Consider the following 25,923-nt stretch of genomic DNA (forward strand, 5'->3'; position numbering starts at 1 on the left):
CCGCCGCTATCTGTTGTCTTATGGACCTTGAAACGATCGACACCTCCCGGCTCGCCACCCGCATTGGCGAACTGCGGAGGTTTCTTTGACTTACCCGCTCTGACCGCTCGCCTCGAGGAGATCGAGGCCCGCATGGCGGATCCCACATTCTGGGATAACAAGGAGACCGCCCAGCGCGACGTGGAAAAGGTCTCCGAATTGCGTGGCAAGATCGGCCCCTTCCGCGAGCTGGAAAGCCGTGTGGCGGACCTCGAGGTCTATCGCGAGCTTGCCCTCGAGGAGACCGATCACGACGCGAAGATGTCGGCGACCGCGGAGGTGGCGAAGGAATTCGACGCCATCACGACGGCGCTCGGAAAATTCGAGCTCGCGCAATTCCTCAACGGCGAGTTCGACGACAGCCCCGCGTATCTCACCATTCACTCCGGGGCCGGCGGCACGGAATCCTGCGATTGGGCGGACATGCTGATGCGGATGTATCAGCGCTGGATGGAGCGCAGTGGCTTCAAGGCCGACCCCGTCGACATCCAGGTCGGCGACGAGGCCGGGATCAAGAGTGCGACGTTCCGCGTGACCGGCGACCATCCGTTCGGCTTCCTGAACTGCGAGCGGGGCGTGCACCGGCTCGTGCGCATTTCGCCGTTCGATTCCGCCAAGCGCCGGCACACGTCGTTCGCGAGCGTCGACGTCACGCCCGAGATCGAGGATGTGCCGATCGAGGTCAACGAAGCCGATCTCAAGACGGATACTTACCGCGCTGGCGGCAAGGGCGGCCAGAACGTGAACAAGGTCGAGACGGCGGTGCGCATCACACACCTGCCGACCGGGATTGTCTGCGCCTGCCAGGCGGAGCGCAGCCAGGGGCGGAATCGCGAACTCGCGATGAAGATGCTCAAGGCGAAGCTCTACCAGATCGAGGTCGACAAGAAGAAGGCGGAGGCCGAGCGCCAGTATGGCGAAAAGGGCGATGTCGCCTGGGGCAGCCAGATTCGATCCTACGTTTTTCAGCCCTACCAGATGGTGAAGGATCTGCGCACCGGCGTGCAGACAAGCGACGTGCAGGCCGTGATGGACGGCGAGATCGATGCCTTCATCGAAGGCAAGCTGCGCGGCCTCGTTTACAAGAAGGGCGCCGGGGACGACGACGAATAGGGCGTCGCGCGGGATCTCCTACTCGGCGGCGCAGTCGCGCAGGCGCCGGGTGATGAGGTCCTGCTCGGGCCGGGCTTCCGCAAGGTCGAGAGCGCGTCGAAAATGGGCGGCGGCGGCACGAAAATCGCCCCGCTGCACCTCGAAATCGCCGAGCACGGCGTGCGTGAGATGGTAGCCGTCGAGCTGACGGCGATTGGGGATGGCGGCGACGGCGGCGAGCCCGGCGGCGGGTCCGTCGATCTTTGCAACGGCCACGGCGCGATTGAGGGCGACGATCGGCGAGTCGGTCAGGAGCACCCACTGGTCGTAGTGGGAGAGGATGAATCGCCAGTTCGTCGAGGCGGCGTCGGGCGCCGTGCAATGGCAGGCGGCGATGCCGGCCTGGATGTGATATTCGGTGAGTTCATTGCCCGCGCTGGCCCGGCGGAGGTGATGAATTCCCTGGGAGATGAGCGCGCGGTCCCAGGCGGCGCGGTCCTGCTCCTCGAGACGAAGAATGCGGCCCTGCGCGTCGGTGCGAGTCGCGAACCGGGCGGCGTTCAGTAGCATGAGGGCGAGCAGTGCGTGGGTGCGGGGCTGGTCTCCGGCGGGATGGCTGGCGAGAAGCTGGGCGAGCCGGATGGCCTCCTCGCAGAGATCGGCGCGGAGCAGGCTGTCGCCGTGGGAGGCCTTGTAGCCCTCGTTGAAGAGGAGGTAGAGAATCTGGAGAACACCGTCGAGGCGGGGCGGCAGGTCGGCGCCGGCAGGAATCTCGAAGGCGACGCCAGCCTCCTGCAGACTCGCGCGGGCGCGCGTGAGCCGCTTGGCGACGGCGGCCTCGCTCGTGAGAAAGGCCTTCGCAATCTCGGCGGGGCTGAGGCCGCCGAGGGTCTTCAGCGCAAGCGCGGTCTGGGCCTCGGGCGGCAGGATCGGGTGGCAACAGGTGAAGATCAGGCGGAGCCGCTGATCGGTGATCTCGTCATCGAAGGCCGGGGCGTTCGCTTCGCCGGGATCGGACATTCGCAGCTCGATCGTCGTGACGATGTCGGTCTGCTTCGCGTGGAAGTTCTTCTCGCGGCGGAGGACATCGAGCGCGAGGTTTCGCGCGGTCTGCATGAGCCACGCGGCTGGGTTCTTTGGGACGCCGTGGTAGGGCCATGTTTGCAGGGCGCGGACGAGGGCTTCCTGCACGACATCCTCGGCAAGCTGCAGACGCTCGACGCCGAAGATTCCGGTGAGGACGGAGACCAGCTTGCCTGCCTCGTGACGGAACAGGCGCTCGGTGAGGCCGGCGATATCCTGCGCGGAGGGCGGCCTCGACGAGTCCGGCAGCGGCGCGCTCACGGCCTAGACCGCGGCGGCGGCATTACGTTCGGCGAGATCGGCGGCGTGGCAACGGGCGAGAAGCGGACGCACTTCCACCGTGATGCCGTAGGGCAGGGCGGGGCACTGTTTGGCGATGGCGAGGGCTTCCTCCATGTCTGCGACGGTGAGCAAAAAGTATCCGGCCACGGTTTCCTTGGCTTCGGTGAACGGGCCGTCGGTGACGGTCCGGTTCTTTCCAGAGACCACGCGGGCCTCGGGCGCAAGGGACTGGCCGCCGCGGCAGGTCCCCTCGGCGATGAGGCCGTTGAACCAGGCCATCCAGTCGGTCATGGTGCGCTGGATCTCATCCGGCGAGAGATTCTGGTGCCAGTCGGTGCCGCGGAAGAGGAGCAGGTATTCGGATTTTTCGGAGGAAGAATTCATGGGAATGGCTGAGGGTTTTCGGATTTCAAAATGACGACGATCGGCGTCCGATCGAAAGGACAGGGCGCCGGATTTTTTTCGATCTACGGCTGGGCGGGCGGGTTCTGGGCGGCTTTGCAGACTTCGTCGAGATTGCGGAGGCCGTCCTCGAACTGGCCGCCGACCATTTTGTCGCAGTCCATGAAGAGGCTGACGGCCTTCATGAGGAAATTGTTTTTCCCGGTCATCGTCCACGTGACGGCGGTGCCGTTGCCCTGCGGAGCGAGGGTGAACTCGGCCTCGTTGGTGCCGGCGAAGGGTTTGCGGAACTCCAGTTTGAAGTGCACGACTTCGTTCGGACGACTGTCGAGGATCGTCATCGTGCCTTCGCCGACTTTTTCGTTGCCGGACCAGGTGAAGCTCGAGCCCGCGCCGGTGGCGGGACCGGCGAAGGTGGCTTTCGAGGTCGGATCCAGCTTCGCCCATGGCGACCACGCCTGCCATTTTCGGAGATCGTTGATCTGGTCGAAGACGATGGCGGGAGGCGCGGAAATCACGGCGCTGCGGGCCACGCGGAAGTCGGAGGGACGGGTGGCGACGACCCCGACGAGAACGATGACGACGATCGCGAGGCCGAGGAGAATTTTGAGGAGCATGGCGGGGGGCCGGTTATCCGCGGAGGCCGGCGAAGGCCTTGCGGCCGGACCAGAGGAGGAACAGGGCGAGCGCGACGATGAGGATGAGCACCGGGTCGGCGAGGCCGCCGCCTTTGGTGATGAAGACGTGGAATGCGAGGATGTTGACGATGACCGGCCCGAGGAAGAGGAGGCCGAAATTGCGGGTGAGCGGGATGGCGACGAGAATGCCGCCGATCAGCTCGCAGGATTTCACGAAGCTCATGTAGCCGGTGGGACCAAACGCGGCCATGAAGTGCGCGATGGGCGAGTCGGGCGGGAACTCGGGCCTGGGCATCATGCCGAGGAAGAACATGAGGCTGAAGAGAACGAAGAGGAGCCCGAGCAGGGCGCCGGCGATGTTGGTGGCGATTTTCATGGATGGTTTTGGTGTGGGTTCAGGGTTCGATCCGGGGCGGAAGCGGACGAGGCGAAGGGCAAGGTCTCGCGGCGATCTCGGTGGACGCGCGGGGGCGTCGATGATCGGGGGAGGGCGCTCATGGTTCGTGGTGCGGGTTTCACGGTTTACGACGAACAATGCCGTGCCGGGAGGACGACAGATACGCGGATTCTTGGAGAAAAGGTCTCCGATGGCAATGCGGCGGGATTTACTCGCGGAAGAGAAAGAGGGCGAAGGTGAGCGCGGCGCCGATCGCATACAGCATCGCCGTGCCGGCGATGAAATAGGGATAGACCATGAGCGCAATTCCGATGACGAGGGGGCGCCAGGAGCCGTTGCGCTTGCCGTAGACGAAGGCGCCCATGCCGATCGAGCCGAAGATGATGGCGCCCAGGAGAGCTTCCGGAGTCATTGCGTGGGACTGAGGAGGGCGGCGCTGCGGCACTTCAGACGGAAGAGCAGGCCGCGGTTCTCGAGGGCGAAGAGGTCGTCGGGTTTGGCTCGAGCGAAGTCGGCTTCGAGCATGGCTTCGACGCGGTGGGCAAAGGCGCGGCTGGCCACGGCGACGGAGAGTTCGAAGTTCAGGATGAAGGAGCGGTAGTCGAGATTGGTGGAGCCGACGATCGAGAGGTCGTCGTCGGCAAGGAGCACCTTCTGGTGCATGAAGCCGGGCTGGTAGCGGTAGATCTTCACGCCGGCCTCGCGCATGCTGGGGTAGAAAGTGAAGGACGAGAGCCAGGGCAGGATGTGGTCCGCGTGCTGGGGAAGGATCAGTCGCACGTCGACACCGCGAAGGGCGGCGTGGGCGATTGCGGCGCGAAGGGCGGGATCGGGCACGAAGTAGGGACTGGCGAGCCAGAGGCGCTTGCGCGCTGAACGGATGACCTCGAAATAAGCCGCGGGACAGGTGTTCCAGACGGCCGCCGGCGTGCCCGGAACGATGGATGCGGCCATTCTTCCCGGCGTGGAGACGACCTCCCAGCGAACCACCGGGATTTCGCGCGTGGTAAAATACCAGTCCTCCACGAAGGGGAGCTGAAGGGCGAGGACGATGGGCCCCTCGAGGGCGACGAAGGTATCGCGCCACGGGCCGAACTTCGGATCGCGCCCCATGTATTCGTCGCCGATGTTCAGCCCTCCGAGGAGGGCGACGCGGCCGTCGGCGATGACGAGCTTGCGGTGGTTGCGGAAGTTCAGCCGGAAACGCTTGCCGCGCTCGCGGTTCGTCACGAAAACGCGCAACTCCACGCCGGCATCGGTGAGCGTGCGGCGGTAGGCGGCGGGAAGGCGGCGGGAGCCGACCTGGTCGATGAGCATCCAGATGGTGACGCCGCGTTCCCGGGCGGCGAGCAGGCGACGCTGGATGTCTCGGCCAAGTTCGTCGTCGTGAACGATGAAAAACTGGATGATGAGGTATTCGCGCGCCTCGTCGATCGCCTGACCGACGGCGGCAAAGGTCTCGTCGCCGTCGACGAGGAGCGTGGCCTCATTGCCGGTGGTGACGGGAAGGTGGGTGAGGCGTTCGGAGAGGTAGGCGGAGTCGCGGTATTTCTCGGTGAGGTCGGATTCGTGCGGCGCGAGGGCGGCGCGGGCTTTCGCGAGAACGTCGGCGAGTGCGGGATCGTCGGTGTGTCCCGCGAGTTTGTAACCGCGGAAGGTGGAGCCGCCGAAGACGGCGAAGAGGGGGATGGCGACGTAGGGAAAGAGCACGAGGCCGAGGGACCAGCCGATGGCGGCCTGCGGCGTGCGCGAGATCAGGATGGCCTGGAGGGCGAAGAAGACACCGGCGAGGTGGCAGAGCGCCAGGATGCCGCTGAGGAGGAGGTCAAACCACATCGGGCCACGATTCTGGCGGAGATTTTCGGGGATGAACAGTCCAGCCGCATCGCGGTGATGAAGGATCGGAATGGACTTTGGCGGGGCTCGCCGGAATGCTGGCGGGATGAGTGAGACGGGGATTTTGACCGTGGATGTGCCGCTGGAAAACGCGGGCTACAGCGTGTGGATCGGCGACGGGCTGCTGGCGTATTGCGGCGAGAAGATTCGGCCGTTCTTTGCGGGCTCGAAGGTGGCGGTGGTGACGGATTCCAACGTCGCGGCGATCTACGGGGAGACGGTGATGGCTTCGCTGCGCGGTGCGGGTTTTTCGCCGACGCTCATCGCGGTGAATGCGGGCGAGGCCTCGAAACGCATGGAAGTCGTCGCGCAGGTGGCGGACGCGATGATCGCCGCCGGGCTGGATCGCAAGTCGCTGCTCGTCGCGCTTGGCGGTGGCGTGGTCGGCGACCTCGCGGGCTTTGTTGCGGCAATCTATTATCGCGGCATTCCCTACGTGCAGATTCCGACAACGGTGGTCTCGCAGGTGGATAGCTCGGTCGGAGGTAAGACCGGCGTCAACGCGGCCGGCGGCAAGAATTTGCTCGGCGCGTTCCATCATCCGCGGCTGGTGCTGGCCGATCCGGCGACGCTCGCGAGCCTGCCGGACCGGGAGTTCAACGAGGGCGTCGCGGAGATCATCAAGCATGCGGCGATTCGCGATCCCGCGATGCTGGCCCTGCTCGACCCGAAGCGGCGCGAAGGTCTCGCCGAGCTGATCGCGCGGAATGTCGCGATCAAGGCGAAGATCGTGGCGGCCGACGAGCGAGAGACGACCGGCGAGCGGGCGTTGCTGAATTTCGGGCACACGGTGGGCCACGGCATCGAGCAGGCGGCGGGTTACGGCGAACTGCTCCACGGCGAGGCGATCAGCATCGGGTTGATCGCGGCGCTGCGGCTGTCCGTCCGGAAGGCGGGATTGCCGGAGGACGAGGCGACGCGGGTGACGACGGCGCTCGAGGCGTTTTCCCTTCCGACGCGGGTGCCAGCCGGCCTGACGACCGACGCGATCATGGAGGCCCTGGCGCGCGACAAGAAATTCGAGGCGGGCAGGGTGCGATTCGTCCTGATCGAGAAGCTCGGGAGTGCGTTTCTTTCGGCGGATGTGACCGTCGAGGAAATTCGCGAGGTGGTCGCAGCGCTGAATTCCCATTCCCCCGCTTGAGATGTGGGAGGGGCATGCTTAACCTGACGTTCCCTTTTTACCAATCATGACAAACACTCCTTCCGACAAGGCGGCTCTTCCCGCATGGTTTTTGATCGTGGGCATCGGTGGCCTCGCCGGCATCGTGCTGGGCGCGGTGCTGTTTTTTGGCGGCGGCTCGACTCCTGCGCCGAAGACCGCGGCGGCCACGCCTGCGCCGACCGTTCCGGCGGCGGCGAAGCCGGCAACCGGGCCGACGACCTCCAAATCCGCGTCTCTGACCACGCTGCCGACGACGCTCGAGGGTTGGAAATCGGAGATCGCCTCGGCCAAGACCGAGAGCTACCCGGCGCTGATGGACGGTGCGTTGCGCGTGAGCGATCCGACGCTGCGCAACCAGGTGGTCGAATCCCTTCTCATCACGTGGCTGAATGCCGATCGCGAAACCTACCTCCAGTATCTCGACGAGCTCGAGGGCAGCGAAGATGAAGGCAAAAACGCCTGGCCGGTGCTCGTTCCGGCTTTCGTGAAGGCGGTGCCGCAGTTGAACGAAAAGGCCGCGTCGTCTCCCGACCTCGAGGAGGCCGTGCAATGGATGACCGATTATTACGCGGAGCAGGATGCCCCCGCCGCGCTCGAATGGGCGAAGAAATGGCTGCTCGGCGACGCGCAGGAGTCGGCGATGGCGACGATCGCCGGTGAACTTTCCAAGACGTCCTTCGACCAGGCTGTCGCTCTCGCCAACGGCATCAAGGACGCGGATTCGCGCTCCGATGCGATGGCGAATATCGGTGCGGCCCTCGCGAAACAGGATCCGCAGAAGGCTCTCACGTGGGCCCAGAGCCTGACGAACCCCGACGAAAAGTCGGCTGCCGTCGAAGAGGTGATGTGGGCGATGTCGGATTCCGATCCCGCCACGGCCGCGCAGCAGGTGCGTGCGATCAACAACCCCGAGTTGCTCGAGAATATTGCCAGCAGCATTGCGGAATCCCTCGCGGCCAAGAATCCGGCCCAGGCCATGCAGTGGGCGGAGGCGATCCCCGCCGGCGCCGCGCAGGATGAGGCGGTGAGCGGCGCACTGACCGGCTGGGCCAAGACGGATCCCAAGGGAGCGCTCTCGAGCCTGCTCGCCAAATACACCAAGAACGCCGACGCCGCGGAGGGCGTCTTCGAGGAGTGGGCGTCGAATTCCCCCGAAGAGGCGGCGGCGCAGGCCCGGCAGGTTGCCGACCCGGCGTTGCGTGAGCAGGCCGTGAGCGGAGTCGTGAACGGCTGGCTGAACAACGGGAACGATCCGCAGGCCGTCGAGCAGTGGGTGGACCAGTTGCCCGAGGGCAAGGATCGCGATGTGGCCTCGGCCGCCGTGGTCGACGTGCTCAGCGTGGAGGAGCCTCAGCTCGCCTGGGACCGCGCGTTGACGATCAAGGATGCCCAGGTGCGCCAGGAGGCGGTGCTTTCCGCCTTTTCCGGTCTCGCGCAGAATGACGCCTCGAATGCCAGGGCGGCGCTCAATTCCTCTTCGCTGACGGCCGAGGATCGCAAGCTTCTCCAGCCGGTGCTCGACGCGACCACCGGCGCGCATTCGTCGCAGCTGCAGAACTAGCCGCTCAGGCCAGGGCCGCCGCCTCGGCGAGATGGGTGGCGGCGATATCCTCGATCTCGCCGACGGATTCCACGCGGGCGAATTGCTCGCGAAGGTGGCGTCCGTGCGGCATGCCGCGACTGTAGGCCATCAACCGGGCACGCATGCTGTGCATGGCCCGGCGTTCGTCGCCACGGCGCGCAGCTTCGAGCCGGCAATGGTGAGCGATGAAGGCCCAGCGCTCGGCGAGGGTGGGGGCGTGAAAGGCGCCGGTGCCGTCCATCGCGGCCTTGATCTCGGCGAAGAGCCAGGGATTCGTCATCGCGGCCCGTCCGATCATCAAGCCCGAGACGCGGGTTTCCCGGCGGCGTTTCAGGGCGTCCGTGGGGCTGGCGATGTCGCCGTTGCCGATCACGGGCATGCTGACGCTTTCGGCCACCTCGGCGATCACGTCCCAGTCGGCCAGGCCCGAGTAACCCTGCTCCTTCGTGCGCCCGTGGACCGCGAGGCGGGTGATGCCAGCCTGCTCGAGGATGCGGGCAGTGGTCGTGGCGTTGATCGTCGAAGCACTCCAGCCGATGCGAATCTTCGCGGTGACCGGAACCGGCGCGACGGCGCGGACCACGGCCAGCGCGACCCGCTCGAGCAGCGGACAGTCCTTGAGCAGGGCGGAGCCGCCCTGTTTGCACACGACCTTGTTGACCGGGCAGCCGAAGTTCAGGTCGATGAAGTCGGGGCCGACCCAGTCGACGACCTGCCTTGCCGCCAGGGCGAGATGCTCCGGGTCGCCGCCGAAGAGCTGCACGCCGACCGGGCGTTCGTCGGGGTGAAATTCGAGGTATTCCTTCGTGCGTTCGTTGCGATGGAAGATGCCTTCGGCCGAGACGAACTCCGATGTGAGCACATCGGCGCCGCGTTCGCGGCAGAGGCGACGAAAGATCGTGTTCGTCACGCCGGCCATGGGCGCGAGGAAGAGGGGAAAATCGGAGGCCGACTGGACGCCGGGCGTCATTGCTCGGCCTGCCGGGCGACTTCGACCTCCGGCGTCGCGCCGGCTCCGTTCGCGGGTTGGGATTTTGCGCCGAGCGACTCGTCGAGGAGGGCGGCGACCTCCAGCTGCACGGCGGGGATCTGCTCGAAGGTGAGGCGCGGGTTGCTCAGGATGAACGTCTCGCCGGTGCTCGGCTTTTCGTAGATGAGCGTATCGTCGTCCGGCGATTCCACGGCGCGTAGCGCCCGCTTGCGCTCGAGCATGAGGGCGAGGATGTAGATCGCGTTCCGGTAGCGCGGGTCGTTCGCGTCGATGAGCGCGCGAAGCAGGCTCTCCGCGTCGTTTTTCTTGAGCGGCTCGGGCGGCGGCGGGGGCGGAAGCTCGTATTTCGTGCGCCAGAACGAGTAGGGCTGCACGTTGTTGTTGCGGTCGCGCCAGGCGTCCTCGGAGAGATCCTCGCGGCGAAATCCGGCGGCGTCGCGGTAGAGCAGGGTGTAGAAGAATTCTCCCTCGACGAATTCGCGGCCGGTGGCGGTGCAGGAGCGGGAGCGTCCCTTGATTTCCCAGTCGTTTTGCATGGCCTAGCCGAAGAGTTTGGGAATCGCGATGTCGCGGTTCGTCGAGCGCATCCAGAGGAGGATGAGGCCGATTACGAAGAAAACTCCGAAGGGCGCCCAGGCGGCGATGTCGGACGGGATGCGGCCGCCCTTGCCGAGCGCGATGAAGAGGTTATTTGCGAAGACGAGCCCGAAGAAGAGCGCGATGGCCATGGCGACGCCGCCGAGAATGCCGCGACGGGAGTAGACGATGCCCATGGGCGCCGCGAGCAGGACGACAATGAAGGCGCTCCATGGCAGCGCCCAGCGGTTCTCGAGTTGCGTGCGAAACGGAGCGAGGCGCGCCGCGGGGAAGTCGGAATTATGCCTGAGGTAGTCGCGAAGTTCGGGCACGGAGAGGTAGTCGGCGTTCATCGTCGAACTGCCGATCCGCCAGGGAGTCTCGCTCCAGTTCTCGATCTTGAACTCCTTGTGGAGCTGCGTCTTCACGATGTCGCCCGCGGGGTTCATATCGAGGATCTTCACGTCCTCGAGCGTCCACACTTTGCGGGCGGTATCGTAGGTGGCGCTGCGGGCATACCATTGGCGCTGGATCGTGCCGTTCTCATCCTGCTGGATGATCTGCAGGTCGTTGATGGCCTGCTCGGCGGGGCGCAGCTTGCGCATATACCAGGTGCGGTGGTCTTCGCGGTTGCGGAAGAGCTGGCCGGTGACGGTAACCTCACGCTTCTTGCCGCTGTTGATCTCCTTGAGCATGGCCTTCTTCGTCTTTTCGGCGTGCGGCGCGCCCTCGAAATTGAAGTAGGTCATGATGCCGACCAGCGCCAGGCCGACGGCGAAAAGCGGCATCAGCACACGCACGACGCTGCGGCCGGAGCCGAGCATCGAGATGATTTCGTTCGCCCGCGACATCTGGGTGAGCGAATAAAGCAGGGCTAGCAGCATGCCGATAGGCAGGCTGATGACGACGATCTGCGGGAACTGCGCGATGTAGAACTCGAGAATGAACTTGAGCGACGCGTGACCGGCGATGAAATCGGGGCCGTTGTCGCTAAGGTCGAAGACGAGCCAAATTGCGATGAATCCGAAAAAGCAGTAGAAAAACGGGACGAGAAATTTTTTGAGGACGTATCGATCGAGAATGGTCATGGAAGCGGCAAGTGTGGACCTCAGCCCAGGCGCGGTATCTTCGCGCCTTCCCTGCCGTGTTCAACCCCAAAGCGCGAGGGATCGCCGGCCGTGATTTCGCTCGTGGAGGGCGGGGCAGCCCCGGTGGTGGGTGCGTTCGAACGCGAGGTGGCGGAAATCTTTTCGGCGACCGGGCTGCTGTCGAAGCGACCGGGATTCGAATGGAGGCCCGAGCAGCAGGAGATGGCCTGCGCGGTCGCGCGCACGCTGGAACGCGGCGGGCATCTTGTCGTGGAGGCCGGCACCGGCGTGGGGAAGTCCTTCGCCTACGTGATCCCGGCCATTCTCCATGCGGTGCGGACGAAGCGGAAGGCGATCATCTCGACGCACACGATCAATCTCCAGGAGCAGCTCGTTTACAAGGACATCCCGGCCCTGCAGGCGCTGCTGCCGGTGGAGTTCGAGGCCGCGCTGTTGAAGGGGCGGCAGAACTACTGCTGCGGCACCCGGCTTTCGCGAGCGATGCGGCAGTCGGACGGATTGTTCACCTCGCCGCAGCGGGCGGAGCTGGAGCGTATCAATGAATGGAGCCTGCACACGAAGGACGGCTCGCTGAGCGACTTCGCCGAGCAGCCGGATCCCGAGGTGTGGTCGCAGGTGTGCAGCGAGCGATCCATCTGCACGCAGCGGACGTGCGGGGGGAACTCGCGGTGTTTTTACCAGGCGGTGCGCCGGCGATTGCTGAGCGCGCAGGTCGTCGTGGTGAATCACACGCTCTTTTTCACGCTGCTGGGCTCCGAGGAGGAGCTGAACGGCCGGCCGGATGGCGGTTTCATCTTCCCGAACGACTTCGTGATCTTCGACGAGGCGCACACGATGGAGGGCGTCGCGTCGCGGCACATCGGCTTCTCCGTGTCGCAATACGGCCTCCGGCAGTCGCTGCAGCGGCTCTACAATCCCCGCACGAAGAAGGGCCTGCTTTCCGTGCTGCGGCAGGCGGAGGGCATGCAGGCGGTGGGCGAGTTGCTGCCGGTCGCGGATGAATTTTTCGACGAAGTCGGGCGCCGGTGCCGGTTCGGCAAGGGCCGCGAATACCGGGTGCGCGAGCCTTCGCTGACCGACGCCTCGGAGCTAACCGGGGGATTGACGCGGCTGCTCGAGCGAATCGGCATCGCGGCGTCGAAGTGCGAGGACGAGGTCACGAAGGCGGAGTTGCTCGACCTGGCCAGGCGCGTGCGCGAGAGCCGCGCGGGCGTGGCGGACTTTCTCGACCAGGCCGATCGCGGCCACGTGTATTGGGTGGAGCAAACCGGGCGGCGCGAGTCGCTGCACAATCTCCACGCCGCGCCAATCGATCTCGCCGGCTGCCTGCGGCGGCTGCTCTTTCGCGACGGGGCGTGTTCCGTCCTCACGAGTGCGACGCTGGCCGTGGGCGGCGACGACCTCCGGTATTTTCGCGAGCGGGTCGGCGCGGACGACGTGCCGGGGCGCCAGATCGGGAGTCCGTTCGACTACGAGCGGCAAATGCAGCTGCACGTGGTGCGAAAAATGCCCGATCCTCGCGACGCGGGATACGAGGACGCCCTCGAGAAATGGGTGCTCCGCTTCCTCGAGCAATCCGACGGCCGCGCCTTCGTGCTTTTCACGAGCTACGCGCTGATGGCGCGCATGGCGGAGCGGTTGCGGGTCGTCTGCGAGCGCAAGGGCTGGCCGCTGCTCGTGCAGGGCGAGGGGATGTCGCGCACGCGGCTGGTGATGGCTTTCCAGGAATCCGGCCGCGCGGTGCTTTTCGGCACGGACAGCTTCTGGAGCGGGGTCGACGTGCCGGGCGAAGCGCTCTCGAACGTGATCATTACGCGACTGCCTTTCGCGATGCCCGACCACCCGCTCATCGAGGCCAAGCTCGAGGCCATCACCGAGGCGGGTGGTGATGCCTTTCGCGACTACTCGCTGCCGGAGGCGGTGCTGAAGCTCCGGCAGGGCGTGGGCCGGCTGGTGCGTGCGAAATCCGACCGCGGCATCGTTGTCATCCTCGATAGTCGCATCGTCTCGAAACCCTACGGGCGCGCGTTTCTCGCCGCGCTGCCGAAATGCCCCGTGGAGATTCATTGAGCCGGAAGCCAATTCTTCGTGGCTGGTTGCGGTGGGGGCTGCTCGCGGTAGCGGCGTTGCTCCTGCTGCCGGTCGTCCAGGTCGTCGCCGTGAAAGGGATCAATCCGCCGACGACTCCCGAGATGATCCGATTTCGTCTTTTTTCGGACGATGCCGCGGCCAGAAAGCGCGGTCTGCGCTACGAATGGCTGCCGCTCGCGAAGGTGCCGCGCCCGATGATCCGCTACCTCTGGGCGTCGGAGGATCAGCGATTTTTCGTGCACGACGGGATCGATTTCGAGGAGATCGACGATGCCTTGAAGGAGTCGCGCCGATCCGGGAAAAAGCCGCGTGGCGGGTCGACCATCACGCAGCAGTGCGCGCGTTCGCTGTTCCTCTGGCAGGGGCGCTCCTGGGTGCGCAAGGGGCTGGAGGCGTATTACACGGTGCTGATGGAGGCGATCCTGTCGAAACGCCGGATTCTCGAGCTCTACGTGAATGTCATCGAGTTCGGACCGGGAATTTACGGCGTCCAGGCAGCGGCGGAAACGTGGTATCACCTGCCTCCGGATCGACTGTCGAACTCGCAGATGGCGATGCTTGCGGCCGTGCTGCCGAATCCCAAGGAATGGAACCCGTTGCGGCCCACCGCCCGGGTGCGGCAGCGCCAGCAGCGCGTGCTCCGGCTCGAACGCATGGCGGATTTTCCCGAGCGCGAGCTGCGCTGAGGTGGGCGTGGCCTAGGATTCCGCATTGCCAAATCGGACACCCGCCCTATTTTCACCGGGACTTTTATGAAGCGCTCCCTGCGTGCGATCCCTCGCCACCTTTTCGCCTGGCTCTCCGTTTTCCTGCTGACCACATCCGTCGTCCGGGCGGTGGAAAGTTACATCATCGTGGACAATCAGACCGGGCACATCCTGGCCTCGAAGAATCCGGATGAGAAACGGCAGATCGCCAGCCTGACGAAGATCGCCACCGCGGTCGTCGTGCTCGACTGGGCGAAGCTCACCAACGCCGACCTCGGCGAGCTCGTCACGGTTTCCGAGGAAGCGGTGCGCGTCGGCGGCGTGAATTCCACCGGCCTCCAGCCGAACGATCTGATCTCGCTGCGAGACCTGCTCTACAGCGCGCTGATGGCCTCGGACAACGCTGCGGCGCAGACGCTCGCCTACCACATTGGCCGTCGCCTGCCGAATCCCGAGGGCCTCGACGCAACCGGGAATTTCGTCGCGCACATGAATGCGCTCGCCCGCACGCTTGGCATGAAGCGCACTCGTTACCTGAATCCCAGCGGCCTCGACAACATGGAGGGCGGCCTGCCCTTCTCGACCGCGGCGGACATCGCCCGGCTCACGAGCTATGCGTATTCCAAGTCGGGCTTTGCGTTCTACGTCGCTCAGACCTCCCGCGAGATTCATCTTTTCCGCGCCGGCCAGCCGATGAGCCTGTGGCTGAAGAACACGAACCCCTTGCTCGATCAGGAAGGTATCGACGGCGTGAAGACTGGCCGCACCGCGAAAGCCGGCGATTGCATCGTGCTATCCTCGGATCGCACGCCCGAGTCGAAGCGCGAGGGCGAGAAGGTTTTCATCACGCCCCGCCGCGTGAACGTCGTCCTTCTCGGTGCGCAGGATCGCGCCGGTGAAGGCCTCGCTTTCGTGCGAAAGGGCTGGGCCCTCTACGACCGATGGGCCGCCGAGGGGCGAAAGACGAAGAAGGGCACGTCCCTTTAGGTCCAAAAAATCCGCATGGGGTCGAAACGAATCGGAGTTCTCACCAGCGGCGGCGATTGCCCAGGGTTGAACGCCGTTCTTCGCGCCGTGGTGCGTGCCGCCGACGGCCTCGGCTGGGAGGTGCTCGGGTTTCGTGACGGATTCGAGGGGTTGCTGCCCGAGGGCGGCGATTACATGGTGCTCGATCGCGCCTCGACCACCGGCATCATGCACACCGGCGGCACCCTGATCGGCACGACCAACCGCGGCCATTTCGTGTCGAAGGTGCGCGCCGGCGAGAAGATCGGGATTCCGCGCGAGATCATCGCGCAGGCCCGGCGCACCTTCGATCACCTCGAGCTCGATGCCCTCATCGCCATTGGCGGCGACGGTTCCCTCTCGACGGCGCTGCAGCTTTCCGAGCGGGGATTTCCGGTGATCGGCGTCCCCAAGACGATCGACAACGACCTCGAGGCCACCGCGATGACCTTTGGCTTCGACTCCGCGGTGTCGTGCGTGACCGATTCGCTCGACCGGCTGCACACCACGGCCACCAGCCACAAGCGCGTGATGGTGCTCGAGGTGATGGGCCGCCACGCCGGCTGGATCGCCCTCTACGGCGGACTCGCCGGTGGCGCCGATGTGATTTTGATTCCCGAGATTCCTTTCCAGATCGATCGGGTTGTGGAGCAGGTGCGTCTTCGTGAAGCCGAGGGCTACAAGAGCACGATGATCGTCGTGGCCGAGGGGGCCAGCCCGCGCGGCGGCCGCCAGTCCCGCCTGCAGACCTCGACCGGCGAATACCGGCTGGGCGGCATCGGCGAAATGATCGGCCGCGAGATCGGCGAGCGCACGCGGAAGGACACCCGCGTGTGCGTGCTCGGGCATCTTCAGCGGGGTGGCGCCCCCACTTCGCTCGATCGCATTCTCGGCACCCGCTTCGGGGTGCAGGCCGTGAAACTCATCCAGGAAGAGGCGTTCGGCTCCATGGTGAGCTACCAGAATTACCAGACGCGCGCCGTGCCGCTCGCGCACGCCGTGCACCGCCTCCGTCGCGTGGATCCGCATGGGCAGATGATGGAAACCGCTCGCGCGATGGGCATCACCTTCGGCGACTAGCGTGGCTGCCGAACCGTCGCCCGATTCTCCCCGAGGGCCTTCGAAACCCGCCGAGAAAATGCGCCTCGACGCGCTGCTCGTCGCGCGAGGCCTCTTCGAATCCCGGGAACGCGCCCAGCGCGCCCTCATGGCGGGCACCGTGGAGATCGACGGCCGGCGCGCCGGCAAGCCGGGGGATCGCGTGCGCACGGATGCGGCCGTCACCGTGCTCGAGCCCGAGAAATACGTGAGCCGCGGCGGGCTGAAGCTCGAGGCGGCGCTCGATGCGTTTGGGATCGATCCCGCCGGGCGCGAGTGCCTGGACATTGGCGCGTCGACCGGCGGCTTCACCGATTGCCTGCTTCAGCGCGGTGCGGCGCGGGTGCATGCGCTCGACGTGGGCCGCAACCAGATGCACTGGCGCATCCGCAACGATCCCCGCGTGGTCGCGCGTGAGGGCATCAACTGCCGCAATCTCACCGCCGCGGACATCGATGGCACGCCCTGGCTCGCCGTCGCCGACGTGAGCTTTATTTCTTTGACCTTGATCCTGCCGCCCGCGTTTGAGTTGCTCGACCCCGATGGCTGCATGGTCGTGCTGATCAAACCGCAATTCGAACTTTCCCGCGACGCTGTCGGCAAGGGCGGCATCGTCAGCGATCCCGTCTCCCACGCCGCCGCGGTGGAGAAAATTCGCGCCTTCGTCATGGAAAAGATGGGCCGGAAATGGAGCGGCATCATCGACTCGCCGATCCTCGGCATGACCGGCAACCGCGAGTTTCTCGCCTGCATCCGCCCATGATCGGTCTCATCGCCCATTCCGAGAAAGCCGACGCCCGCGAGCTGGTCACGGCTCTGCGTCGGGAGCTGGACCGCCGCGGTGCGGAATATGTCATGGAAGCGGAGACCGCGGCGCTGGCCGGCGCCTCCTCCAACCTCGACGAGGTGCAGGTCGCCGAACGCAGCGATCTCCTCGTGGTGATGGGCGGTGATGGGACGATCCTGCGCGTCGTTCATCGGGTCGGCGCGGCGTTGCGCCCGATCTTCGGGATCAACCTCGGCTCGCTCGGCTTTCTCACCTGCCTCGGGCCGACCGAGGTCGAGCGCGCCGTGGACGCCATCGTCAGCGGCGACTTCCTGCTCAGCAGTCGCTCCCTGCTGAAAGTCGAGCTGCTCTCGGCGGGAGCGCCCGTGCAGACGTTCTATGCGCTCAACGACGCCGTGGTCAGCCGCGGTGAGCGGTCGAAGCTCGTGAAAATCGACGTCCGCATCGACGGCGAGGTGCTCACGAATTTCAACGCCGACGGGCTCATCGTCGCCACGCCGACGGGCTCGACCGCCTATTCGCTTTCCGCCGGCGGGCCGATCCTGCTGCCGGATACCGGCGTCTTCGTCATCACGCCGGTCTGCCCGCACGTGCTTACGAACCGATCGACGGTGGTGAGCGATCAATCCCTCGTCGAGGCGCGCCTCTCGGTGCCCGGGCAGGAGGTTTTCATCAGCATGGACGGCCAGTCGCCGGTGGAAATGCGGCTCGACGACGTGCTGCGCATTTCGCAGTCCGACCGCGTGCTGCCGCTTGCCATGCTGCCCGAGCGGCCGTTTTCCAGGGTCCTTCGCCAGAAGCTCAAGTGGAGCGGGAGCAACGTATGACGATCGACCAGATTCTCGGACCGGCCGACGTGATCCTCACGCTGCGCGCAAGCGACAAGGCGGCTGCCATCGAGGAAGTCCTCGCCCAGGTGCGCGGGGACGACCGCGTCGTGAGCTGGGAGCGGCTGCGGGCGGCGGTGATCGAACGCGACGCGCCGGCCCTCGAGCAGGGCGGCTACGGCATCTGCATCGCGCACGGGCGCACCGATGCCGTGAAGGCGCTGGTGATGGCCGCCGGGCGTTCCGAGGAGGGCGTCGTTTTCCCGGGCACCGAGTCGAAGGTGCACCTCATCTTCGTGGCCGGCATTCCCTCCGCGATGAATTCCGAGTATCTGCGCCTCGTCGGGGCGATCGCTCGCGTGTGCCGGGAGCCGAAGTCGATGGAGGCCCTGCTGGCCGCGCCCGACGGCGAGACTTTCGTCGAATTACTCGACTCGGCCACCACCCGGCTGTGAAACCAGTTGTGCGCTCCCGCGATTCGGAACACAATTTCGCCATGGCTACGTGCTCGATTTCCCGGAATGTCGGCGGTTTGGAACGCCTCGGATGTCTTGCCTTCGGAGGGCTGTTTCTTCTGAAGGGAATCCTCTCCCGGCGCACATCGCGCACGCTTTTTGGAGGGCTCCTGATTTACCGGGGCCTCACCGGCAACTGCAAAGCCTACGAGGCGCTCGGGATCGATACGCGACCGGCCGCGGAGAAAACCGAAGGCTGATTTCCCGACGTGGCGCTGCTCGAAGTCAAAGACCTTCAGGTGTGGTTTCCCGTGCTCGGGGGCGTGTTGCGGCGCCGGGTGGGGGAGGTCAAGGCGGTCGATGGCGTGAGTTTTTCCGTCGAGCCGGGGCAGACCGTGGGGCTCGTGGGTGAAAGCGGCAGCGGCAAGACGACAATCGGCCGCGCGTTGATGAGGCTCGTGCCGGCCACCGGGGGCTCCGTCACCTTTGAAGGGCGCGACATCCTTTCGATGAGCGAGGGGCAGTTCCGGCCGTTCCGCCGGCGCATGCAGATCATTTTTCAGGATCCGTTCGGCTCGCTGAATCCGCGGATGACGATCGGCGGCATCGTCGGCGAAGCGCTGGAGATTCATTTTCGGCAGATGTCCGTCTCCCAGCGGCGTGACCGGGTCGCGGATCTTCTGCGGCAGGTCGGGTTGAAGCCCGAGATGATGGGGCGTTATCCGCACGAGTTCAGCGGCGGGCAGCGGCAGCGCATCGGCATCGCCCGGGCGCTGGCGGTCGAGCCCGACTTCATCGTCTGCGACGAACCGGTGAGCGCCCTCGACGTGAGCGTGCAGGCGCAGATCGTGAACCTGCTTCAGGATTTGCAGGCGCAACTCGGCATGGCCTACCTTTTCATCGCCCACGACCTTGCCGTGGTGGAGCACATCAGCGATCACGTTCTGGTGATGCACCACGGCAAGATCGTCGAGAGCGCGAGCGCGGAAGCGATTTACCACGACCCGCAGCACGACTATACCAAGAAGCTCCTCGCGGCCGTGCCGACGATGTAGCCTTTTCCATTCGATGCACCCTTTTTTGCGAAAACTCCTCGGATTCAACTGGATCCTGCTGGGCCTGATGATCGCCCTGATGGGCTACGGGGTCTACGCCATCTATAGCGCGACCTGGATGCGCGACAGCAACTTCTGGCGGGACCAGATCAAGTGGGTGATCATCTGCGTGCCGATTTTCTTTGCCGTCTCGCTGGTCGACTACCGCTGGGTGCGCATCGGCGCGCTGCCTCTCTACATCCTGGGATTGGCCGGTCTCGTGGCGACAATGCTCTTCGGCCAGAAGGTTTACGGGGCCCGAAGCTGGCTGAACCTCGGTTTCATGAATTTCCAGCCGTCGCAGCTCGCCCTGCTCGCCGGCATTCTCACGCTCTCGCTCTTCATGAGCCAGTTCAAGAACCTGCATCCGTTCATCCGACTCGCGGCGTCGGGCGCGATCGTCGGCGCGCCATGGGTGCTCATCCTCATCCAGCCCGACCTCGGCTCGGCGCTGGTCTGGATTCCCGTCGTGCTCGGCATCCTGTTCATCGGCGGCATCCCGAAGCGTTACCTCATCTCGCTCATGCTCCTCGGCCTGGCCGCGGTGCCGCTCGTCATCAATTTTGGTCTGAAGCCCTATCAGAAGGACCGTATCCTGACGTTCATCGACCCGACCCGTGATCCGCAGGGCGCCGGCTGGGCGATCAACCAGTGTCTCATCGCCATCGGTTCCGGCGGGTTCTGGGGCAAGGGTTTCAAGGCTCCGAATACGCTGAACGAGCTCGGCTTCTTGCCGTCGACCGCGGTGCACAACGACTTCATCTTCGCGGCCATGGGTGAGCAGCACGGCTTCGTCGGCGCGGTGATCCTCATTGGCGTGATCGGGTTGACGTTGCTGACGGCGCTCTACGTCGCCATGACGGCTGGCGACAACCTCGGCCGCTACATTGCCGTCGGCGTGCTGATGATGCTTTTCGCGCACGTGTTCGAGAACATCGGCATGACGATTCAGGTGACGCCGATTACCGGCGTGCCGCTGCCGCTCGTAAGCTACGGCGGATCGTTCCTGATGATCACGCTCATCAGCTTTGGGTTGCTGCAAAGTGTCTGGATCCATCGCCGCATCGCCACCTAAGGGGCGGTTGATTTCCTCCGCCTCCGCCGCTATTCTGCGCGCACATGGTCGCATTGGTTAACGAAGCATCGCTCGTCGACAAGGTGCTCGACGGCGCCCGCATCTCTCGCGAGGAGGCCCTGGAACTTTACCGTCTGCCGCTCAACGAGCTTGGCGCTCTGGCCGACGCCCGCCGCAAGCTCGCGAAAGCTGCCGCCTACGGGGGGCGCGGCAACGAGGTCGTCACCTACCTCATCGACCGGAACATCAACTACACGAACGTCTGCAACGTTTACTGCAAGTTCTGCGCCTTCTATCGCACCGAGAAGGACGCCGATCACTACGTCCTCTCCGAGGCGGAGCTCGATCACAAGCTCGATGAACTCACGTCCGTCGGCGGCGTCCAGGTCTTGTTGCAGGGCGGGCACCACCCCGGCCTGACGATCGATTTCTATCTCGGGATGCTTTCGCACATTCGCGAGAAGTATCCGCACATCAACGTTCACGGCTTCAGCCCGCCCGAGTTCAATCACTTCTCGGAGGTCTTCAGGATGCCGCTCGTCGAGGTTATCACAAAGTTTCGCGACGCCGGCCTCGGCTCCATCCCCGGCGGAGGCGGCGAGATTCTCGTCGACCGCATTCGCAACCGCATCGCCCCGCTCAAGTGCGACTCCGACCACTGGCTCGAGGTCATGCGCATCGCGCACACCCTCGGCATGAATTCCAGCGCGACGATGATGTTCGGCCACGTCGAGACGCTCGACGACCGCCTCGAGCATTTGCAGCGGCTGCGCGACGCGCAGGACGATACCGGCGGCTATACGGCTTTCATCTGCTGGACCTTCCAGCCCGAGAACACAAAGCTCCGCGCCGAGCCGGTCGGTTCGTCCGAATACCTCCGCATGCAGGCGCTCTCGCGCATCTTCCTCGATAATTTCGAGAACGTGCAGAGCTCGTGGGTGACGCAGGGGCCGCGCATCGGCCAGGTGGCGCTCAGCTACGGCGCGAATGATTTTGGTAGCGTGATGATGGAGGAGAATGTCGTCAGCAAGGCGGGCGCGACCTTCCGACTCGACGCTCCGATGATCGAACGCCTCATCCGCGAAGCCGGCTACGAGCCGCACCAGCGCAACAACTGGTATCAACTTCTCAGCTAGCGTGCTTGTTGGCCCGCGAGCCGTTTGCTACTTTCTCCCATGCTTTTCCGCCCCAGCGTGCGTGCCGGCCTCCGGCTCGCCATCGTCCTGTGCCTTGCCGGCTGCTCGGCATGGGCGGATGAGTTCGTGACGGTCGACTTCCCCGTCACGACGCGAAAGATCGTCGCCCCGGGGCTCTCCGCCGCCCCTCGGCAGGTCGCCGCGCCGGACGGCATGGGCTACACCGAGGTGCTGCTGCGCCCCGTTCGCAAGGAGACGCGCGTCGCGCTCACCTTCGTGTTTAAGGAGGACGGCGGCAAGGGGCCGTCCGTATTCTGGAAGGGCGACGCGAGCGGACAGCAGGTCACGATTTCCGACGATCTCGGGCAGGGCGTGGTCGGGATGAATCGACGCACGATCATGCTGCCGCCCGAAATTTCGAACGAAGCCGGCCGGCTTTACGTGATGGGGCGGCAGGACTGGCTGCGGCGCATGCGCATCGACTGGTGCGAACCGTCTTCCGTGCTCGTCGCGGCCGACCAGGAGCGGCCGGCTCTCCTCGTCGGGGGTGCGAAGTTGCTCGATCGCGACGTCACCGGGCAGACCGTGATGACGCCGCCCGATGCGTGGTTCGGCCCGGTGCTCGACGCCGCGTTGATGGATGGCGTGGTCGATCTCTCGGAAAGCGTCGAGCTGGAGGTCCCGTTGAAGGGAACGAGTGGCAACGTCCGGCTCCGCGCCAAATTTCTGGGTCTGCCCCTCCAGCGCGCGGTGCGCGTGTGGGTGAATGGCAAGCCGGCCGGGCGGATGCAGCCCGAGTTGCCGAGCATGACGGATCCCGGATACGTGCGCGGCGCCAAACGGATGGTTTACGCCGGCTGGCGCGAAGGCTCCCTTTTTCTAGAGGCCGGCACCTTGCAGGACGGCAGCAACACGATCCTTTTCGAGTCGCCGGGCAAGGGCGTCTTCCTGAGTGGTGCCGCGATGGAAATCGAGACGCCCGTGGTGGACGACGTCCCCGAGGAAACGCCGCCGCCCGAGCTGGCAAAGCCCAGTCCCTCGCCGGCCCCGACGGCAACGCCCGCCGAAGAGCCGGCCCCGGTCGTTTCCGACCCATTGTCGCCATAGCTTTTTGGCGGAACCTGCGCTAAGTAACCCGTCTCCCTTATGAAACTCCGTCCCTTTCGTTCGCGCCGCATGGCGGCCTACACGCTCTTCGAAATCATGCTCGTGCTCGCGATCATCGCGGTGCTCCTCGGCTCGGCGATCTACATGCTCGGCGGTCAGCTCGATGTCGCGAAGGTGAAGCGCGTGGATGCCGATGCGCAGACCTTCGGCGTGGCCCTGCGTTCCTACGAAATGATGAGCCTCGCAAAGCCGACGACCACGCAGGGGCTGGCTGCGCTCGCGGTGCGCCCGACGACGGAGCCGGTGCCCAAGCGCTGGATCAAGCAGATGGAGGCGGTGCCCATGGACCCATGGAACCACCCCTATAATTATTACAACCCTGGGAAGAAGAATCAGCAGGGTTACGACTTTTTCTCGAGCGGCCCCGACGGCATCGCGGGCAACGACGACGACATCTGGCCGCAGTAGGCCGGCCCCTTTTTGTGCGCTCCTCCCGCCCGGGATTTACGCTGCTGGAAATCATGATGGTGCTCGCGTTGATCGCGATCATCTTCATCGGGTCCGCACCGTTGATCGTCGCGTCGAGCCGGGAGCGCAGCATGCGGGACGCGGCTTCGGAGATCGAGGCCATGGTGCGTGCCGAGCGGCATGACGTGATGGCCTCGGGCGAGCGGCGGGTGCTCGAGATCCGGCCCGCCGGTTTTTTCGAAAAGGGGCTGAAACCGCGCGAGGTGCTTCCCATGACCAAGGCTGCCAAACTGACCTTCCGCGCACCCGGGGAGCGGGACTGGGGCAAGCCCACGGGGCAGGAATGGGAATTCTCGCCGATCGGCATGGTCACGCCGCTCTCCGTGCGCCTCGAGAATGGCGATTACTGGATGGAGCTGGATTTTGACATGCTCACCGGGCGTCTGGCGGAGGAGCGGTATGCGTTCTGAGCGGCGGCGCTCCCGCGGACGCGGCGGCTTCACGCTGCTCGAGGTGCTGATGGCGGTGGCCATTTTTGCCTTCGCCTCGATCGGGTTGCTGATGGCGTTGCAAACGTCGCTCGCCGGCGCGCAGGCGACCCAGCGGGACTCGCAGGTGCAGACGGGCCTTTCCAATCGGCTGGCGCGCTATTCCGTGGGGCCGATGCGAGCGGTCGAGGAGGACGAGGCCGAGAATGATGTGAACTACCACATTCAGGTCGGGCGCGAAGAGGTGACGAACGAGGACCGCGCCCTGCTGCGCGGATTCTGGCGCATTAGCGTAACGGCCTCGTGGACCGATGACGGCGGCCCGCAGGAGTGGACGGCCTCGCATCTTGTTTACCGGAGCGACGGATGAAACGGACCCGCGGCTTCACGCTCTTCGAGATCCTCATCTCGATCGCGATTTTTCTGATGCTGGCGACCGGCATTTTCGCGGCCGTGAAGGCGGCCTTCACCGCCACGTCCCAGGTGGCGACGGCGCAGCTCGATTCCGAGCGCCGCGAAGCCTTCCAGCAGCTCCTTCGGCGCTTTTTTCTCAGTCTGCCGCCTGAGGCGAAGGTGGAACTGCGGCTGCGAAAGCAATCCGGCCGCGGCGATGTCGTCGAGTTGCTCGCGTGGCCGGTGCCGCCGTTTCTGCGCTTCGGAACGGATTCCAGTGACGGCATCGCGATCACGGGGCTGCCGGATGGGCGTGGAAATTTCCGGCTGTCGCTGGGATATTTCCGCGCCGACGACCCGCCCGAGAAGCGCGACCTTGCGCTCGAGGACGCCCATTGGCTGACGCTGCTGCCCGACGTGAAGGAGATCCGCTGGCGATTCGCGCCGGCGCGAAATCCCGTGCTGGTGGATTCCTGGAACGGTGGCAGCGGCCGGCCGGGAATTGCGGAGCTGACCCTGAACATGGCCGATGGGACGGATGGCACGTATTCGTATTGGATTCCGCCGCTGCAGCGTCGGTCCAGCGGGGGCGGGGAGGATTCCAACCAACCTCCGCCGGCCGCCGCGCCTGCGGGCGAAAATCCGGGCGGTCAGGCTCCGCCGGCCGAGGATGCGGACGAGGGGGGGACTCAGTGATCGCGGCGATTCGAGCTCTTCCTCCGAGCCGGAATGGCAGCGCGTTGCTGCTGTCGCTCTGGTGCGTGGCGATCCTCTCGATCACCGTGCTGGCGGTTGCGCGCATGGTGATGGCCGATGTGGACGACGCCGGCCTGCGGAATCGCCGGTTTCAGGCCCGCGAGCTGGCGCTCACGGGCATCGCCTACGGAATGCACCCGAAGATCGAGCCGTGGGATCCCTTGCTCGATCAGCATTTTCCCGACGGCAGCTCGCTGCGCGTGCGCGTGTCGAGCGAAGGCTCGCGGCTCGATATCAACCGGATGGTGAAGGAGCGGGGACAGCGGACCTTGCGGAAATTGTTTGAAATCTGGAAGGTGCCGTCCGAATCCATCTCGATGATCACCGACTCCCTGGTCGATTGGACCGATGCAGACGACCTGCGCTCCCTAAACGGCGCGGAGCGGGAGCAACTCGTCAAGCAGTCGCAATATTCGTTGCCGGCGAATCGAGACTTTCGTTCTGTCACGGAGATGGAGAAGGTGAGGGGAATGGATGTTGTTGCCGCTGCCAGGCCCGATTGGGCCAAGTTTTTCACCGTGCGCGGTGGCCGGCGGATCGACCTCCAAGAGGCCGAAATCGACGTGATGCGCGCCGCCGGGGGGCTGTCGATCGACCAGGCCCGGCAGATCGATCTGGCGCGCCTCGGACCGGACCGGCTTCCGCAGACGAAGGACGACCTGAAGATCAAAAGCGTCGACGAATTTCTCCGGAAAATGGGAATCTCCGAGCTCCAACGGAAACAGATGGGGTCGCTTTTCTCCGCGGGCACGGGACCGACCCGGATCGAGAGCAAGGCGACCGTGGGCGGCACCGCCTACACGGTGACGGCCATCGTGGCGAAGGGAAGCGGCGGCGGAGAACCGCCGTTGCTGGATTGGGAGGAACGATGAAGCGACGCTCTCCCGAACCGGACGTGGTGATCCGGCTCTTCGCCGAGGACTGGCAGCACTGGGAGTTTTCCAACGGCTCCCCGCGCAAGCTGGCCGGCATTCCGGAGAATGGAGCGCGGCGCACGCTGGCCGTGCCCGCGCGACAGGTGCTCGCCTCGCCGCTGTGGATCGAGGATGGCGACCCGGCCCTCGCGCGGGAGGCCGCGAAGCTCGAGCTCGAGGTGCGCGGGTTGCTCTCGCGCACGACCGGCATGCAGGGCGTGTCGCTGCGCCTGCTGCCCGAAGACAAGCGCACCCTGGCCGTCGCGGCGG

General features: G+C 65.3%; 30 protein-coding genes. 21 read left to right on the top strand and 9 right to left on the bottom strand.

Annotated elements, in window-relative coordinates; genetic code table 11:
* Positions 1 to 63 precede the first annotated feature (63 nt).
* Positions 64 to 1,152, top strand: a complete 1,089-nt coding sequence (gene prfB, locus VIM61_07985) for a peptide chain release factor 2 (GenBank protein ID HEY8900336.1) — start codon at positions 64 to 66, stop codon at positions 1,150 to 1,152.
* An 18-nt stretch (positions 1,153 to 1,170) separates the two neighbouring features.
* Here the strand turns inward: prfB and VIM61_07990 are convergent, their stop codons facing one another.
* From VIM61_07990 to cls, 6 genes are all read right to left on the bottom strand, one after another.
* Positions 1,171 to 2,475, bottom strand: a complete 1,305-nt coding sequence (locus tag VIM61_07990; GenBank protein HEY8900337.1) for a sigma-70 family RNA polymerase sigma factor — start codon at positions 2,473 to 2,475, stop codon at positions 1,171 to 1,173.
* 3 nt (positions 2,476 to 2,478) lie between these two features.
* The gene (locus VIM61_07995; protein ID HEY8900338.1) at positions 2,479 to 2,880 is read right to left on the bottom strand and encodes a YciI family protein; all 402 of its coding nucleotides are present in this window, start codon (positions 2,878 to 2,880) and stop codon (positions 2,479 to 2,481) included.
* A gap of 83 nt (positions 2,881 to 2,963) precedes the next feature.
* Positions 2,964 to 3,515 carry an SRPBCC family protein gene (locus VIM61_08000; GenBank protein HEY8900339.1) on the bottom strand — a complete coding sequence of 184 codons (552 nt, stop codon included), beginning with the start codon at positions 3,513 to 3,515 and terminating at the stop codon, positions 2,964 to 2,966.
* Between the two features lie 13 nt (positions 3,516 to 3,528).
* Complete coding sequence (locus VIM61_08005; protein HEY8900340.1) at positions 3,529 to 3,912, bottom strand: hypothetical protein; 384 nt, start codon at positions 3,910 to 3,912, stop codon at positions 3,529 to 3,531.
* A 229-nt stretch (positions 3,913 to 4,141) separates the two neighbouring features.
* Positions 4,142 to 4,345 carry a hypothetical protein gene (locus tag VIM61_08010; protein ID HEY8900341.1) on the bottom strand — a complete coding sequence of 68 codons (204 nt, stop codon included), beginning with the start codon at positions 4,343 to 4,345 and terminating at the stop codon, positions 4,142 to 4,144.
* The gene (gene cls / locus VIM61_08015; GenBank protein HEY8900342.1) at positions 4,342 to 5,769 is read right to left on the bottom strand and encodes a cardiolipin synthase; all 1,428 of its coding nucleotides are present in this window, start codon (positions 5,767 to 5,769) and stop codon (positions 4,342 to 4,344) included. Before cls ends, VIM61_08010 begins: the two co-directional genes overlap by 4 nt.
* A gap of 106 nt (positions 5,770 to 5,875) precedes the next feature.
* Between cls and aroB the strand changes: the two genes are divergently transcribed.
* A complete protein-coding gene (gene aroB / locus VIM61_08020) occupies positions 5,876 to 6,973 on the top strand; it encodes a 3-dehydroquinate synthase (GenBank protein HEY8900343.1) in 1,098 nt (365 codons plus the stop codon).
* 46 nt (positions 6,974 to 7,019) lie between these two features.
* Positions 7,020 to 8,555, top strand: coding sequence for a hypothetical protein (locus VIM61_08025; protein ID HEY8900344.1), 1,536 nt, complete (start codon positions 7,020 to 7,022; stop codon positions 8,553 to 8,555).
* A gap of 4 nt (positions 8,556 to 8,559) precedes the next feature.
* Here the strand turns inward: VIM61_08025 and dusB are convergent, their stop codons facing one another.
* Genes dusB through VIM61_08040 form a run of 3 tightly spaced genes read right to left on the bottom strand, consistent with a single transcriptional unit; the run spans position 8,560 to position 11,231 of the window.
* Positions 8,560 to 9,546 carry a tRNA dihydrouridine synthase DusB gene (gene dusB / locus VIM61_08030; GenBank protein ID HEY8900345.1) on the bottom strand — a complete coding sequence of 329 codons (987 nt, stop codon included), beginning with the start codon at positions 9,544 to 9,546 and terminating at the stop codon, positions 8,560 to 8,562.
* Complete coding sequence (locus VIM61_08035; GenBank protein HEY8900346.1) at positions 9,543 to 10,103, bottom strand: hypothetical protein; 561 nt, start codon at positions 10,101 to 10,103, stop codon at positions 9,543 to 9,545. Before VIM61_08035 ends, dusB begins: the two co-directional genes overlap by 4 nt.
* A 3-nt stretch (positions 10,104 to 10,106) precedes the next feature.
* Positions 10,107 to 11,231: an LptF/LptG family permease gene (locus VIM61_08040; protein HEY8900347.1), complete on the bottom strand. Its 1,125-nt coding sequence runs from the start codon at positions 11,229 to 11,231 to the stop codon at positions 10,107 to 10,109.
* A gap of 90 nt (positions 11,232 to 11,321) precedes the next feature.
* On the opposite strand from VIM61_08040, the gene VIM61_08045 reads away from it, so the two are divergent.
* From VIM61_08045 to VIM61_08130, 18 genes are all read left to right on the top strand, one after another.
* Complete coding sequence (locus tag VIM61_08045) at positions 11,322 to 13,322, top strand: helicase C-terminal domain-containing protein (protein ID HEY8900348.1); 2,001 nt, start codon at positions 11,322 to 11,324, stop codon at positions 13,320 to 13,322.
* A gap of 26 nt (positions 13,323 to 13,348) precedes the next feature.
* On the top strand, positions 13,349 to 14,029 hold the full coding sequence (mtgA, locus tag VIM61_08050) for a monofunctional biosynthetic peptidoglycan transglycosylase (protein ID HEY8900349.1): 681 nt from the start codon (positions 13,349 to 13,351) through the stop codon (positions 14,027 to 14,029).
* A 66-nt stretch (positions 14,030 to 14,095) separates the two neighbouring features.
* Positions 14,096 to 15,037, top strand: coding sequence for a serine hydrolase (locus VIM61_08055; protein ID HEY8900350.1), 942 nt, complete (start codon positions 14,096 to 14,098; stop codon positions 15,035 to 15,037).
* Positions 15,038 to 15,052: 15 nt separating this feature from the next.
* A complete protein-coding gene (locus tag VIM61_08060; protein HEY8900351.1) occupies positions 15,053 to 16,135 on the top strand; it encodes an ATP-dependent 6-phosphofructokinase in 1,083 nt (360 codons plus the stop codon).
* A gap of 58 nt (positions 16,136 to 16,193) precedes the next feature.
* Positions 16,194 to 16,916 (top strand): TlyA family RNA methyltransferase, encoded by a 723-nt coding sequence (locus VIM61_08065; protein ID HEY8900352.1) that lies wholly within the window; start codon positions 16,194 to 16,196, stop codon positions 16,914 to 16,916.
* Positions 16,913 to 17,767, top strand: coding sequence for an NAD(+)/NADH kinase (locus tag VIM61_08070; protein ID HEY8900353.1), 855 nt, complete (start codon positions 16,913 to 16,915; stop codon positions 17,765 to 17,767). Before VIM61_08065 ends, VIM61_08070 begins: the two co-directional genes overlap by 4 nt.
* The gene (locus VIM61_08075; GenBank protein HEY8900354.1) at positions 17,764 to 18,222 is read left to right on the top strand and encodes a PTS sugar transporter subunit IIA; all 459 of its coding nucleotides are present in this window, start codon (positions 17,764 to 17,766) and stop codon (positions 18,220 to 18,222) included. The genes VIM61_08070 and VIM61_08075 overlap by 4 nt, the downstream gene beginning before the upstream one ends.
* A 41-nt stretch (positions 18,223 to 18,263) precedes the next feature.
* Entirely contained in the window at positions 18,264 to 18,482 is a 219-nt protein-coding gene (locus VIM61_08080; GenBank protein ID HEY8900355.1) for a DUF2892 domain-containing protein, read from the top strand.
* A 9-nt stretch (positions 18,483 to 18,491) separates the two neighbouring features.
* Entirely contained in the window at positions 18,492 to 19,277 is a 786-nt protein-coding gene (locus tag VIM61_08085) for an ATP-binding cassette domain-containing protein (GenBank protein ID HEY8900356.1), read from the top strand.
* Positions 19,278 to 19,290: 13 nt separating this feature from the next.
* On the top strand, positions 19,291 to 20,391 hold the full coding sequence (gene rodA, locus VIM61_08090; protein ID HEY8900357.1) for a rod shape-determining protein RodA: 1,101 nt from the start codon (positions 19,291 to 19,293) through the stop codon (positions 20,389 to 20,391).
* Positions 20,392 to 20,435: 44 nt separating this feature from the next.
* Complete coding sequence (gene mqnC, locus VIM61_08095; GenBank protein HEY8900358.1) at positions 20,436 to 21,527, top strand: cyclic dehypoxanthinyl futalosine synthase; 1,092 nt, start codon at positions 20,436 to 20,438, stop codon at positions 21,525 to 21,527.
* Between the two features lie 39 nt (positions 21,528 to 21,566).
* Positions 21,567 to 22,634: a hypothetical protein gene (locus VIM61_08100; GenBank protein ID HEY8900359.1), complete on the top strand. Its 1,068-nt coding sequence runs from the start codon at positions 21,567 to 21,569 to the stop codon at positions 22,632 to 22,634.
* Positions 22,635 to 22,673: 39 nt separating this feature from the next.
* Positions 22,674 to 23,102: a type II secretion system major pseudopilin GspG gene (gene gspG, locus VIM61_08105; protein ID HEY8900360.1), complete on the top strand. Its 429-nt coding sequence runs from the start codon at positions 22,674 to 22,676 to the stop codon at positions 23,100 to 23,102.
* 14 nt (positions 23,103 to 23,116) lie between these two features.
* Complete coding sequence (locus tag VIM61_08110) at positions 23,117 to 23,572, top strand: type II secretion system protein (GenBank protein HEY8900361.1); 456 nt, start codon at positions 23,117 to 23,119, stop codon at positions 23,570 to 23,572.
* A complete protein-coding gene (locus VIM61_08115) occupies positions 23,562 to 23,960 on the top strand; it encodes a prepilin-type N-terminal cleavage/methylation domain-containing protein (GenBank protein HEY8900362.1) in 399 nt (132 codons plus the stop codon). The genes VIM61_08110 and VIM61_08115 overlap by 11 nt, the downstream gene beginning before the upstream one ends.
* Positions 23,957 to 24,679, top strand: a complete 723-nt coding sequence (locus tag VIM61_08120) for a prepilin-type N-terminal cleavage/methylation domain-containing protein (protein HEY8900363.1) — start codon at positions 23,957 to 23,959, stop codon at positions 24,677 to 24,679. Before VIM61_08115 ends, VIM61_08120 begins: the two co-directional genes overlap by 4 nt.
* A complete protein-coding gene (locus tag VIM61_08125; GenBank protein ID HEY8900364.1) occupies positions 24,676 to 25,611 on the top strand; it encodes a hypothetical protein in 936 nt (311 codons plus the stop codon). Before VIM61_08120 ends, VIM61_08125 begins: the two co-directional genes overlap by 4 nt.
* On the top strand, positions 25,608 to 25,923 hold a 316-nt coding region (locus VIM61_08130; protein ID HEY8900365.1), incomplete at its 3' end, for a hypothetical protein. The genes VIM61_08125 and VIM61_08130, both read left to right, overlap by 4 nt.

The sequence above is a fragment of the Chthoniobacterales bacterium genome (assembly GCA_036569045.1).
Lineage (GTDB): Bacteria > Verrucomicrobiota > Verrucomicrobiia > Chthoniobacterales > JAATET01 > JAATET01.